Source organism: Bosea sp. PAMC 26642 (assembly GCF_001562255.1).
GTDB lineage: Bacteria > Pseudomonadota > Alphaproteobacteria > Rhizobiales > Beijerinckiaceae > Allobosea.
The window spans coordinates 532,584-545,597 of record NZ_CP014301.1; the positions used below are offsets into that span (position 1 = coordinate 532,584).

A 13,014-nucleotide genomic window follows, 5' to 3' on the forward strand; every position below is an offset into this window, starting at 1 on the left:
CGAGGCGCGAAAGGGGCCGGTCGCCCGGCCCCTTCTGATGCGTCGCGACGCTGCCCTCACCTTACTTCACGAGGCCGACATCCGTCATCACCTTGGAAACGCGGGCCTGCTCGGCGGTCATGAAGGCTTCGAAATCGGCGCCGCCTAGATAGGCGTCGTCCCAGCCGCGTGCCTTGAGGATCTCGGCCCATTCCTTCGACTTGACCAGCTTCTCGACCGCGTCCGACAGGGTCTTGCGCTGCTCCGCGCTCAGGCCGGGAGGGGCGACGACCGAGCGCCAGTTCAGCAATTCCACATTGACGCCACCCTCCTTGAGGGTCGGCGCATCGGGGGCGTTCGCGATGCGCTTGGGGGCAGATACGCCAATGACGCGCAGCTTGCCGGCCTTGATCTGGCCCTCGAACTCGCCATAGCCGGAGATGCCGGCAGTAACCCGGCCGCCCAGCATGGCGGCAAGCGCCTCGCCGCCGCCCGAGAACGGGATGTAGTTGATTTTCTTGGGATCTCCGCCAGCGCCCTCGGCAAAGAGCGCGGCCAGGATGTGGTCGGCACCGCCCGCCGAGCCGCCGGCCCAGGTTACCTTGGCCGGGTCTGCCTTGACGCGTTCGGCCAGGTCCTTGGCGGTCTTGATCGGTGAATCAGTCGGGACCACGATGACCAGCGCCTCGGCCGTCAGCCGGGCGATCGGCGTCGTCTGCGACAGGTTGACCGGCGATTTGTTGAGCAGGATCGCGCCGACCATGACGAAGCCGTTGACCATCAGCTGCGAGCCATCGCCCTTGGCGTTGATCAACTGCGACAGGCCGATGGTGCCGCCGGCGCCGGTGACGTTGGTCACCTGCACGCTCTTGGCGATACCCGACGCCATCAGCGCCTGCTGCATCGAGCGCGCCGTGCCGTCCCAGCCGCCGCCGGGAGAGGCGGGGGCCATGATCTTCAGTTCGAGCTGGGCAAAGGCCGCTGTCGAGAGGCCGGCCACCGCGACCGCCACCAGGGCGCCGCGTTTCAGGATGGATGTGAGCATGTGAATTTCCTCCGCGCGCGGCTTCCCCGCGCATTTTTCAAGTCACCCGGCCTGCCACTGCAGGCTGGACGCTTCGCCGTCAATTGCGCCTGATTGCACAATCATGAGTCAAGAGATTTCGCAGGACTGCCTTTCGCTCGCAGCCGGAGCCGCCCGCTGGCAGTCCCTTCCGTCATGGCGTAAGCGCTGCAGGGCGGGCAGGCCGGACGCGGCATTCCCGAGCCGACCGAACATGCGAGGATGCCATGACTGATTTCGACGTCGACCTCTTCGTCATCGGGGCAGGCTCCGGCGGCACGCGCGCGGCGCGCATCGCGTCCGGCCATGGTGCTCGCGTCATGATCGCGGAGGAGGACCGCATCGGCGGCACCTGCGTCATCCGCGGCTGCGTGCCCAAGAAGCTCTTCGTCTATGCCAGCCGCTTCGCCGAGGATTTCGAGGATGCCGCAGGCTTCGGCTGGACGGTTCCCAAGCCGCGCTTCGACTGGCCGACCCTGCGCGACGCCGTGGCCGACGAGGTGACACGATTGTCGGGCCTCTACCGAAAGGGGCTGGAGGGCGCAAAGGTTGCGATCCGCGAGGAAAGGGCTGTGGTCGAGGGGCCGCACGAGATCCGTCTACAGAAGAGCGGCGAGATCGTCCGCGCTCGCCACATCCTGGTGGCGACAGGCGGCTACCCCGCCTTCGATCCGCCGATTCCCGGCGGCGAACTCGGCATTTCGTCGAACGAGATCTTCCATCTGCCGAGCCTGCCCCAGCGTATGCTCGTCGTCGGCGGTGGCTATATCGCGCTCGAATTCGCCAGCCTGTTCGCACGGCTCGGCGTCGAGGTCACGGTGCTGCATCGTGGCGACAATGTCCTGCGCGGTTTCGATGATGATGTTCGCATCCGCCTGCGCGACGCGCTCGCCCATGCCGGCATCGCACTGCGGCTGGGCTGCACCATCGACCGGATCGAGGAACTGCCCGACGGCGCGCGCCGCGCCCATTGCGTCAAGGGCGATCCGATCGATGCAGAGGTGATCCTGGTCGCGACCGGCCGCCGTCCCAACACGGTCGGTCTCGGGCTGGAGCAGGCGGGAGTGAAGCTTGGGCCCATCGGTCAGGTGATGGTCGATGACAATTCGGCGACGAACATTCCCTCGATCCATGCCGTCGGCGATGTCACCAACCGCATTAACCTCACCCCGGTCGCGATCCGCGAAGGCCATGCCTTTGCCGACTCCACCTTCGGCGGCAAGCCCTGGCATATGGACCACGGCCTCGTCGCCTCCGCCGTCTTCACCACACCCGAGATCGGCACGATCGGCCTGAGCGAGCAGCAGGCCTTCGCCGCCGGCTACGAACTGCGCATCTTCGAGTCGGGCTTTCGGCCGATGAGGGCGACGATTTCCGGCCGGCAGGAGCGCATCTACATGAAGCTCGTCGTTGACGCGAAGACGGACCGCGTCCTCGGCGTCCACATCCTCGGTCACGACTCCGGCGAGATCATCCAGGCTGTGGCCATCGCCGTCACCATGGGCGCGACCAAGGCGGATTTCGATCGCACCATCGCACTACACCCCAGCGCTGCCGAGGAACTCGTGACGATGCGGACGGCGCGGGCGGGCTGATCCGCCGGCCTACTTGCTGCAGACGAATATCCTGTCGAGGCCTTGCAGGCTGAGCGCATGGCGCTCGGAGAGCCGGTATCGTTCGGCCTCCTCCGGGGTGAAAGCGATCTCTTCCACGCCGAAGCCGACCGACGCCAGCTTCGCGCGAAAATCCCGGCCGTAGAGCCGGACATGATCCCAGCCGCAGATGCGCTCGATTTCCTTCGGGTCCATGCCGGCCGGCGGCTCCCAGGTCTCCTCGCGCTCCATGTCGAGCGGCACCGAGAAGAAGGCGGTGCCGCCGGGCTTCAACACGCGGAAGCATTCGCGCATTCCCTGCGCATCGTCGGGAACATGCTCCAGCACGTGATGGCAGATCACATAGTCGAAATGGCCGTCGCCGAACTGGATCTTGGTGATGTCGACGACCGCATTGGCGACCTTGCTGACCTTCACGTCGCCGGCGACATAATCGGGGTTTGTCTTCCATTGCCGGAAGAACGGCCGCTCCGGCGAAAAATGCAGGATCGCCTTGTCGGACATGTCGGCGCCCGTGCGGCGCAGATAGAGCCCCATGATCCGGTCTCTCTCCTTGGAGGAGCAGTTCGGGCAGCGCGCCTCGGGCCGCGGCCCGACATCGAGGAACCGCCCCGTGAAATCGCAGACCGGGCAGGTGCGGGCCGGGATGCTCGCCAGGAACTGCCGCGGCTTGCGCACGGAGGCACGCATGTATTCTTGCACGAAGACGCTGAGATTCATGGATCGAATGGCCTCGGATAGCAAAGGTCTGCGGCGTCGCGCTTGTTCGGCGAGCTAAAGAGGGGGCGCGGGACTGTCAAATCCGATCGCCCGCTCCAGCGGCGCCGGCGGAGCCGCCACGTTGCGGCCGTACCCGATTTATAGAATGATGGTGTCGCATTCTAGAATAAGAGGTTTGGCCATGGGACTGAGCATCAAGAACCCGGCCGTTGAGTCGCTGGCACGCGATCTGGCGCGCCGCCACGGCAAGGGAGTGACCGAGATCATCCACTTGGCCTTGGTCGAGAAGGCGGAGCGTGACGGGTCGGAGATGACGCTTTGGGAGAAGATCGCGCCGATCCGCGAGCGGCTGGCAAAAGCTGGCAAGACTGGGTTGCAGGCTGACAAAGCGTTTTATGACGAACTGAACGGCGAGTACGAACGGCCGTGATCGTGGTCGATGCCTCGGCGATCGTCGGTATCATGGCCGGGGAAAACGGCAGCGAGGTGTTGGCTGCACGGCTTCATGCGCTGCCGCGAGGATCCGGCCGTCGATACGCTTCGACCGTCACGATCTGGGAAGCTGCCTGCGCGCTGGCGCGCATATGGAGCATCGATCGAAACGATGCATTTGCCGAGGTCGGTGAGTTCGTTGACGCAGCCGAGGTCGAGCCCATCGCGCCCGACATGGCGATCACCGCCCTAGCCATCGCCGCCTCCGAGCGCTACGGCATGGGTGGCGGTCGCCCGGGTATCCTCAACCTCGGTGACTGTTTCTCCTACGCCACGGCAAAGCATTTCAAGGCTGCACTGCTGTTCAAGGGCGACGATTTCGGCCGGACCGACATCGACTCCGCATAGCGTCGGCGGTAGCCGGCCAGGCCGATTCCGAACCAGAACGCGTTGAATCGCTGCGCGAACTTCCTGAATCACCGTCTCAAACATCGGAATCGATCTGGCAGCGACGGCGCACAATGCCTTGAAGCGATTCAGGTTTCGCTAACCATGTCGCAGTGGGAGCCGGTCGTCGCCGTTCGTGTGCTCTCTGGTGGCCATCGCGCCGCCTTGGGTGTATAGGCCCGCCTTCGCGCTGCAACGAGGTTAACGGCCGCGCGACTGTCAGTCAGGAGCAGACCCCATGTCCGAGCGGTGGACGCCAGAGAGCTGGAGGGCAAAGCCCGTCCAGCAGATTCCGGACTATCCGGACCAGGCAGCCTTGAAGGCGGTGGAGCAGCAGCTCGCCGGCTTTCCGCCGCTCGTTTTTGCGGGTGAGGCGCGCAAGCTGAAGAAGGCCCTCGGACAAGTCGCAAACGGCGAGGCCTTCCTGCTCCAGGGCGGAGACTGTGCCGAGAGCTTCGGCGAGCATTCGGCCGACAACATCCGCGATTTCTTCCGGCTGTTTCTGCAGATGGCGGTGGTCCTCACCTTTGCCGGCGGCTCGCCCGTGGTGAAGGTCGGGCGGATCGCCGGCCAGTTCGCCAAACCGCGCTCGGCCCCCACGGAGTCGATCGGCGGCGTCGAGCTGCCGAGCTACAAGGGCGACATCGTCAACGACAACGCCTTCACGCCGGAAGCGCGTATCCCCGATCCGCGCCGCCAGCTCGAGGCCTATCGCCAGTCGGCCGCAACGCTGAACCTGATCCGCGCCTTTGCGACGGGTGGCTACGCCAATCTCGACAACGCCCATCGCTGGATGCTCGGCTTCGTGAAGGATGCGCCGGCCTCGTCGCGCTACAACGAGGTCGCCGAGCGAATCACCGAAGCGCTCGACTTCATGCGCGCCATCGGCATAGATCCGGAGACGCATCCCGAGATGCGCACGACGGATTTCTACACCAGCCATGAGGCGCTGCTGCTCGGCTACGAGCAGGCGATGACGCGCACCGATTCGACGAGCGGCGACTGGTACGACACCTCGGGCCATATGGTCTGGATCGGCGACCGCACGCGCCAGCTTGACCACGCCCATGTCGAGTTCTTCCGCGGCATCCGCAATCCGATCGGCCTCAAATGCGGGCCGTCGATGACGGCGGACGGCTTGATGAAGCTGATCGAGGTGCTCGATCCCCAGAACCAGCCCGGGCGTCTCACGCTGATCGCACGCTTCGGCGCTGACAAGGTCTTCGACAACCTGCCGGCGCTTGTGCGGGCCACCAAGCGCGAGGGCCGCAACGTCGTCTGGTCCTGCGACCCGATGCACGGCAACACGGTCAAGGCGGGAAACTACAAGACGCGGCCCTTCGACCTGATCCTGACCGAGGTGAGGAACTTCTTCGCCGTGCATCAGGCCGAGGGCACCCATGCCGGCGGCCTGCACCTGGAAATGACCGGCAAGAACGTCACGGAGTGCACCGGCGGCGCCCGGGGCATGACCGACGCGGACCTGAACGATCGCTACCACACGGTCTGCGACCCGCGCCTCAACGCGGAGCAGGCGTTGGAACTGGCGTTCCTCGTCGCCGAACTCGTTAAGCGCGAGCGGGCAGGGCGGGCGCGGCCTGAGGTCGAGGCGGCGGAATAATCCGCGCCGCAGTTGGCATAGCAAAAGGCCGGGGCTCAGCCCCGGCCGTCGATCTCAAACTGTTCAGGTGTCAGAACTTGAGGCCGGCCGCGACCCGCGCCGTGTTGACCGTCGTCGTCGTGCCCTCGACATCGGCGAAGCGGATGAGCTGGTATTCCGCTCGCACGAACAGATTGTCGGTCAGCGCCATGTCGATGCCGCCGCCTAAAGCGAGGCCAAAGCCGTAGACGTTGGTCTTGGAGTTCCCGACGGTCAGGGGATAGCCTGCAGCGACCACGTTGTTCTGCACTACGCCGGTGATCGGATTGATCCGCGTGAAACGATAGGTCGCGTCGATGGTCGACGTCGTGTCGAAGCGGCCGACAGCACCGCCGACTGTCGCGAACGGCATGATGCGGCCATAGGCCCAGCCCATGCGCAGGCGCGCGGTTGCATAATCTTGCAAGGTCGCGCCCTGATTGGTGGCCAGGGAAAAATTGTTGATGTCGCCATCGGACGTCTGGAATTGGCGTGCGATGAAATCTTTGATCGCATAGCGATGTTCCGAGCGGGTGTAATCCGCCTCGAAGCCTAGAATCACGTCGCCAAAGGCGAAGTTGTATCCGCCGAAGCCGAAATAGGTCGCTCCGCTATCACGCTTGGTGGGCAGGTCACTGACGAGCCCGCCCATGTCGATCTCCGCCCCCAGAACCGTGTTCCGGTAGGCCGACCGCGCCAGTCCCTGCAGTCCTGTCCCTCCCGGAGCGAATTTCGTGTCTGACACGCCCGCACCGCCACCGAGGTAGAATCCGCTCCAGTTCATCGTCCCCGAATCGAAACCGTTCGGCGCCTGCGGCGCGTCCTCGATCTGCGATCCGCGCAGGACCGGGTAGTCGGCCGCCTGTGCGGCAGGGCCTGTGACCGAGGCGAGGCCGAGCGTGGCGACGCCGGCTAGCATGAGTGAGCGGATACGCATGATGGTCTCTCCGAACCAGCCGGCCATCGTCACTGACAGGCGCGACACGATTCATGCGCGATTAACCCTAACGACCGGTTAAGCGCCGACGCGCAGCTATGCGGGAGCCCACATTGCTGGTGCCCCGCCGCCGCGCTACAGCCGGGCTCATGAGCTCGAACTCCCTCCGCATCGCTTTGGCGCAACTGAACCCGACTGTCGGCGACATTACCGGCAATGCGGCAAAGATCGGCGCCGCGCGCGCATCCGCCCGGCAGGTGGGAGCGGATCTGGTGATGTTCCCTGAGCTCTTCCTCTGCGGTTATCCGCCCGAAGACCTCGTGCTGAAACCCGCCTTCCAGGATGCCTGCCGCAAGGCCTGCGAGGCGCTGGCGCGCGAGACCGCCGATGGCGGACCGGCCCTGCTCGTCGGCCTGCCCTGGCTGGAGGAGGGCAGGCTCTACAATGCCTATGCCCTGCTCGACGGCGGTTTGATCCAGTCGGTGCGCTTCAAGGTCGATCTGCCGAATTACGGCGTGTTCGACGAGAAACGCGTTTTTTCGCCGGGACCGCTGCCCGGCCCGGTGGTGTTCCGCGACAGGGTCCGGCTCGGATTGCCGGTCTGCGAGGACATCTGGGGCGAGGATGTCGTCGAGTGCCTGGCCGAGACCGGAGCCGAGATACTGCTCTCGCCCAATGGCTCGCCGTTTCGTCGTGGCGTGATGGACGAGCGCATGAGCGTCGCCGTGGCGCGCATCGTCGAATCCGGCCTGCCGCTGGTCTATCTCAACCAGATCGGCGGCCAGGACGAACTCGTCTTCGACGGCGCCTCCTTCGTCCTGAACGCTGACCGGACGCTGGCGCATCAGCTTCCTGCCTTCCGCGAAAGCCTCGTCGTCACCGACTGGGTGCGCGAAGGCGGCGGCTGGCAGTGCAAGCCTGGAGCGGTCGCGGAGATCGAGACCGGCGCTCGGGCCGACTACGCCGCCTGTGTGTTGGGCTTGCGCGACTATGTCGAGAAGAACCGCTTTCCGGGCGTGGTGCTGGGTCTGTCGGGCGGTGTCGATTCGGCGCTGTGCGCGGCGATGGCCGTCGATGCGCTGGGCCCTGAGCGGGTCCATGCCGTCATGCTGCCCTCCCGCTTTACGGCGCAGCGCAGTCTCGACGACGCAAAGTCTTGCGCCGACGCGCTCGGACTGCGCTACGAGATCGCCCCGATCGCCGGACCGCTCGCGGGCTTCGAGCCTGTGCTTGCGCCGCTGCTCGCCGGCACCGACCGCCGCATCGCCGACGAGAACCTGCAGAGCCGCATCCGCGGCACGATCCTGATGGCGATTTCGAACGCGCAGGGCTCGATGCTGGTCACGACAGGCAACAAATCCGAGATGTCCTGCGGCTACGCCACGCTCTATGGCGACATGAGCGGCGGCTTCAACCCGGTCAAGGACCTCTACAAGACGGAGATTTACCGTCTCTGCACCTTGCGCAATGGCTGGAGGCCGATAGGCGCACTGGGGCCCGACGGCATCGTCGTCCCGGCCTCGATCCTCGAGCGGCCACCCTCCGCGGAACTCAGCGAAGGTCAGACCGACCAGGACATGCTGCCGCCCTATGATGTGCTCGACGCCATTCTCGACGGCCTCGTCGAGCAGGAACTGCGCGTCGCCGATCTCGTTGCGAAGGGCCACGATCCCGTAATCGTGCAGCGGGTCGAGCAGATGCTGCGCCGCGCCGAGTACAAGCGCCGGCAGGCGGCGCCCGGCGTCAAGATCACCGCCCGAAATTTCGGCCGTGACCGGCGCTACCCGATCGTCAATGGTTTCGTGGATTCAGGCGAGCCGGCACATGTGCCCAATGGTGGACTGGTGAAGGGCGTCGGCAAGGGAGGCGGGGAGAGCTTCGATTTTTGAGACGATTGTCGCTGCCCGGCAAACGCGCCATAAGCCACCGATGACTCCACCGTTCGTCCGCACCGCCCCGTCTCCGACCGGCTTCCTTCATATCGGCAACGTCCGGTCGATCATGTTCAACTGGCTGTTTGCGTGCCGCCATGGCGGCCGCTTCCTGCTGCGTTATGACGATACCGATGCTGTCCGCTCGAAGCCAGAATTCGCCGAGGCGATCGCGGAAGACCTGGCCTGGCTCGGCGTCGTGCCCGATCGTGTCATCAGGCAGTCGGATCGATTGGCCATCTATGACGCTGCCGCGCAACGCCTGCGCGACGCCGGACGCCTCTACCCTTGTTACGAGACGGCCGACGAACTCGATCGCCGCCGCAAGCGCCAGCTCGCGCGGGGCCTGCCGCCGGTCTACGATCGCGCCGCGCTCAAGCTGACGGCACAGGACAAGGCTCAGCTCGAAGCCGAAGGCCGCAAGCCGCATTGGCGCTTCCTGCTGGAGCCGCGCATCGTCGCCTGGAGCGATCTCATCCGCGGCGAGGCCCATGTCGATTGCGCCTCGCTGTCGGATCAGGTGTTGATCCGCGAGGATGGCAGCTATCTCTACCATCTGCCCTCCGTCGTCGATGATGCGGAGACCGGCATCACCCACGTCATCCGGGGCGAGGACCACGTCACCAACACGGCGGTCCAGATCCAGATCTTCGAGGCGTTGGGCGCAAAGCTTCCTGTCTTCGGCCATCACAACCTGCTGACCACCGCGAGCGGGGAGGGGCTGTCCAAGCGGCTCGGCCATCTCTCCCTGCGCGGCCTGCGAGAATCCGGCGTCGAGGCGCTGGCGGTCGCGGCGCTCGCCGTGCTGGTCGGCTCGTCGGACGCGGTGCGGCCGGTCGCCAGCCTCGATGAACTCGCAGATCTGGTGGATCTCGCGCATGTCTCGCGCGCGCCGGCAAAGTTCGACGAGCACGAACTGGAGGCGCTGAGCGCCCGCACGCTGCACCAGCTGCCCTATGAGGCCGTGGCCGAGCGGCTGGCCGGTCTCGGCGTCGATGGCTGTGAAGCCTTCTGGTTAGCGATCCGGGGCAACCTCGCGAAAATCGACGAGGCGCGCATGTGGGATGAGGTGGTCCGCGGCCAGCTGGCGCCCGTGATCGTCGACCCGGACTTCGCTGCGACCGCAGCGTCGGTGCTGCCGCCCGAGCCTTTCGACGCGACGACATGGAAGAGCTGGACCGCCGCCGTCTCTGCCGCGACCGGGGCGAAGGGCAAGGCCCTGTTCATGCCCCTGCGGCAGGCCCTCACCGGGCTTGATCACGGCCCGGAGCTCGCCGCCCTGTTGCCGCTGATCGGCCGCGACAAGGCGCTGAGGCGGCTGGCAGGCGAGGCGGCCTGAGCCCACCGTCATTCTCGGGCGCTGCAAGGCAGCGAGCCGAGAATCTCGTGACGAGTGCGGGCTGGTTTCAGAGATGGTCGGGTCAAGCCCGACCATGACGTGAGCCTCTTATTCAATCGTGCCGGTGCATCGCCGAGTCATGCTTGGTGTCGCGCATCGTCGCGTAGACGAGCAGCGACAGGAAGATCACGCCCGCGAGGTAGTAGTAGAACCACTCCTCATGGCCCTGCTGCTTGAAGAACAGCGCGATCGCGGGCGCCGTGCCGCCGAAGATGGATACCGTGACGGCATAAGGCACCGCGATGCCGGTCGCCCGGATCGAGGTCGGGAACAGCTCTGCCTTCACGACGGCATTGATCGAGGTGTAGCCCGCGACGAAGAGCCAGGCACCCGAGATGAGCAGGAAGGCGATCCAGGGCGATTTCGTTCCCGCCAGCGCCGTTAGGATCGGCACGGTCAGCAGCGTGCCGGCGACGCCGAAGAAGATCAGGAGCGGCTTGCGGCCGATGCGGTCCGAGATCGCGCCATAGATCGGCTGCAGGATCGCGGCAAAAATCAGCGAGCCCGCGATGACATAGGTCGTGGTCAGGTCGGAAAGCCCGACGGTCTGCTTGACGAAGGTCTGCATATAGGTGGTGAAGGTGTAGAAGGCGGCCGTCCCGCCGGCCGTCAGCCCGACCACGATCGCAATCTCGCGCGGGTATTTCAGCAGGCCGCGGATCGAACTCTGGCGCTTGACCGGCTCCTTCGTGGCCGCGTTGAAGGCATCCGTTTCCTGCATATGGCGGCGCATGAACATCGCCGTGATCGCCAGCAGCGCCCCGATGACGAAGGGAATGCGCCAGCCCCAGGCGACGAGCTGCTCATGCGTCAGAAAGACGTTCTGAAGCAGCAGCAGGACGAGAATGGCGGTCAGCTGCCCGCCGATCAGCGTGACGTACTGGAAGCTCGAATAGAAGCCGCGATGCTCCGGGTCGGCCACCTCCGAGAGATAGGTCGCGCTCGCCCCGTACTCGCCGCCCAGGCTCAGGCCCTCGATGATGCGCGCCAGCGCGAGCAGGGCAGGGGCCGCAAAGCCGATCGAGGCATAGGTCGGCGTTACCGCGATGATCAGCGAGCCGAAGCACATCATCACGACGGAGATCGTCAGCGAAAGCCGCCGGCCGTAGCGATCGGCGAGATGGCCGAACAGCCAGCCGCCGAGCGGGCGTACGATGAAACCGGCCGCGAACAGCGTCGCGGCATTGAGCTGCTGCACGACCGGGTCGCTCGACGGGAAGAAGGCAGGCGCGAAATACAGCGCGAACGCCGTATAGGCGTAGAAATCGTACCACTCGACGAGATTGCCGACGGAGCCGACGAAGATCGCCTTGATGCGCCGTTTCGCGTCGGCGAGTTCGATCGGGTGGGCGTGGTGGGGCGCGGCGGTATCGGACATGGCGGCCTCTGGGCCTGGGTCGTCGGAGCTGCCGGTGCGTTCGCGACAGGCGCGAGGCAACGTCCCCATCCGGTGCACCCCCAGGCGAAGGTTGAACGACTGCCCGTCGTTATGCGCCGCCACCACCCATGCGTCCAGCGCCTGATCTCGACGTCGAAGCTGTGCTGGTATGGCTCTGGTGCATGGAACTCCTGCCGGTCGCCGTCAGGGTCGGGCGACCGTGGGTGCCAGATTGGGCGCGAGATTGGGGGCGACGATCCTCACCGTGCGCTTCTCGCCGGTGACGCTGCGGGTCTCGCGCGTGAGCCCGTCGCCCTTGTCGAGAACCCGCTCGCCGACCGTGCGAGGCCCGACGCCGGCCGATTCCGTGCCCGATGTCGGAGAATTCTCCGAGGGTAGCGGCTTCTCGTCGGGCAGCTCAGGGGGCGGGCTGGCGGCCGCAGCCGCAGCCGGCGTCGGCGCGGGCGCGGGCGCGGCGCCCTTGCGCTTGGGGTCGGCCTTCGGATCGACCCTCGGGCGCGACAGCTCGGCGGCACGCTGCTCGGTGACGATGATGTCGCCCTTGCGCTTGTCGAGCAGGTATTCGGCGTCCTTCAGGGCTTGCGACCAGCTCTGGCCCTGGCCGCGACAGGTGCAAGCTGCATCAAAACTGCGCTGGTATTTGCCGGCATTCGGCAGCGACTGGTAGGGCTGGCCCGTGCTGCGCGAGACCGCGTTCTGGATGTCGCTGCCATTGGTCATGCCATAGGCTGTCGTCTCCGCGCCCGGACAGAGCGCCTGGCACATCTCGTCGGCGCCCTCGCGCCCGTTGGGGGTGTTGGCGAGCGGGAAGAAGAAGCCGTCGCAGCTGCGCACGCAGACGGTCTGCGGGCCGCCCAGACGCGGCTTTTCCGGTTCCAGCGGCTGGTCGGGGTCGAGGCCGGGCAGGGTCGAATCGACTTCGCCGCGGCGTGGCTCGATCCCGAAGATCGTTTCGAAGAAGCCGCGCTGCTGCTGCGGTGCGCCCCGGCAGTTGTTCTCGATCGCGGCGGCGAGCTGAGCCCGTCGCTGGGTGTCGCCGCCGCCTTGCGCCTGTCGCTGGAGTGCACCGTACTGGGCCTGCAATTGGCCGATCTGGGCGCGCAAGGACCCGCATTGCGGCGGCGGCTGGTCGCCGAAGATCAGGAAGCCGCCGCGCTCGCAGCCTATCGCGCGGTACTGTTCCGTGGCCTGCGACAGCTGGGCGCCGGCCCGGCGCGCCGCCTCGGCCACGCGCGGATCGCTGTTGCGCTGGCCCTGCAGGCTCGCCAGCTCGGATCGCCACGCATTGCAGGCCGGGGATTGCGCATAGGCCGCACCGCTCAGGCCGGCCAGCGCCATCAGCACCGCACCAAAGCGTCTGGAAAATTGGACTATCATCGCCGGTCGGGCCACATCACCTGTTTGCCGGTCCAGCCAGTGCCGAACCATTGCCGTTGCCCGTCACATCATCAGCCA

At 66.0% G+C, this 13,014-nt stretch carries 11 protein-coding genes; 6 read left to right on the top strand and 5 right to left on the bottom strand.

The window, feature by feature from the left end:
• Positions 1-61 precede the first annotated feature (61 nt).
• Positions 62-1,024: a Bug family tripartite tricarboxylate transporter substrate binding protein gene (locus tag AXW83_RS02510; protein ID WP_066610335.1), complete on the bottom strand. Its 963-nt coding sequence runs from the start codon at positions 1,022-1,024 to the stop codon at positions 62-64.
• 245 nt (positions 1,025-1,269) lie between these two features.
• On the opposite strand from AXW83_RS02510, the gene gor reads away from it, so the two are divergent.
• Complete coding sequence (gor, locus tag AXW83_RS02515; protein ID WP_066610336.1) at positions 1,270-2,637, top strand: glutathione-disulfide reductase; 1,368 nt, start codon at positions 1,270-1,272, stop codon at positions 2,635-2,637.
• 9 nt (positions 2,638-2,646) lie between these two features.
• Here the strand turns inward: gor and AXW83_RS02520 are convergent, their stop codons facing one another.
• Complete coding sequence (locus AXW83_RS02520) at positions 2,647-3,375, bottom strand: methyltransferase domain-containing protein (RefSeq protein WP_066610337.1); 729 nt, start codon at positions 3,373-3,375, stop codon at positions 2,647-2,649.
• Positions 3,376-3,556: 181 nt separating this feature from the next.
• Here AXW83_RS02520 and AXW83_RS02525 point away from each other — a divergent pair, with 181 nt between their 5' ends.
• The 3 genes from AXW83_RS02525 to AXW83_RS02535 all read left to right on the top strand — a co-directional run bounded on the left by AXW83_RS02525 (position 3,557) and on the right by AXW83_RS02535 (position 5,875).
• Positions 3,557-3,805: a type II toxin-antitoxin system VapB family antitoxin gene (locus AXW83_RS02525; RefSeq protein ID WP_066610338.1), complete on the top strand. Its 249-nt coding sequence runs from the start codon at positions 3,557-3,559 to the stop codon at positions 3,803-3,805.
• Complete coding sequence (locus AXW83_RS02530; protein WP_066610339.1) at positions 3,802-4,215, top strand: type II toxin-antitoxin system VapC family toxin; 414 nt, start codon at positions 3,802-3,804, stop codon at positions 4,213-4,215. The genes AXW83_RS02525 and AXW83_RS02530 overlap by 4 nt, the downstream gene beginning before the upstream one ends.
• Before the next feature lie 277 nt (positions 4,216-4,492).
• Complete coding sequence (locus AXW83_RS02535) at positions 4,493-5,875, top strand: class II 3-deoxy-7-phosphoheptulonate synthase (protein ID WP_066610340.1); 1,383 nt, start codon at positions 4,493-4,495, stop codon at positions 5,873-5,875.
• 70 nt (positions 5,876-5,945) lie between these two features.
• Here the strand turns inward: AXW83_RS02535 and AXW83_RS02540 are convergent, their stop codons facing one another.
• Entirely contained in the window at positions 5,946-6,830 is an 885-nt protein-coding gene (locus AXW83_RS02540) for an outer membrane protein (RefSeq protein ID WP_168166046.1), read from the bottom strand.
• A 149-nt stretch (positions 6,831-6,979) separates the two neighbouring features.
• Here AXW83_RS02540 and AXW83_RS02545 point away from each other — a divergent pair, with 149 nt between their 5' ends.
• Entirely contained in the window at positions 6,980-8,719 is a 1,740-nt protein-coding gene (locus AXW83_RS02545) for an NAD+ synthase (RefSeq protein ID WP_066610349.1), read from the top strand.
• Between the two features lie 40 nt (positions 8,720-8,759).
• Complete coding sequence (gene gltX / locus AXW83_RS02550; RefSeq protein ID WP_066610351.1) at positions 8,760-10,100, top strand: glutamate--tRNA ligase; 1,341 nt, start codon at positions 8,760-8,762, stop codon at positions 10,098-10,100.
• A gap of 112 nt (positions 10,101-10,212) precedes the next feature.
• On the opposite strand, the gene AXW83_RS02555 is transcribed toward gltX, so the two are convergent.
• Entirely contained in the window at positions 10,213-11,538 is a 1,326-nt protein-coding gene (locus tag AXW83_RS02555; RefSeq protein ID WP_066610353.1) for an MFS transporter, read from the bottom strand.
• 204 nt (positions 11,539-11,742) lie between these two features.
• Entirely contained in the window at positions 11,743-12,936 is a 1,194-nt protein-coding gene (locus AXW83_RS02560) for a DUF2865 domain-containing protein (RefSeq protein WP_168166047.1), read from the bottom strand.
• Positions 12,937-13,014: the final 78 nt, after the last annotated feature.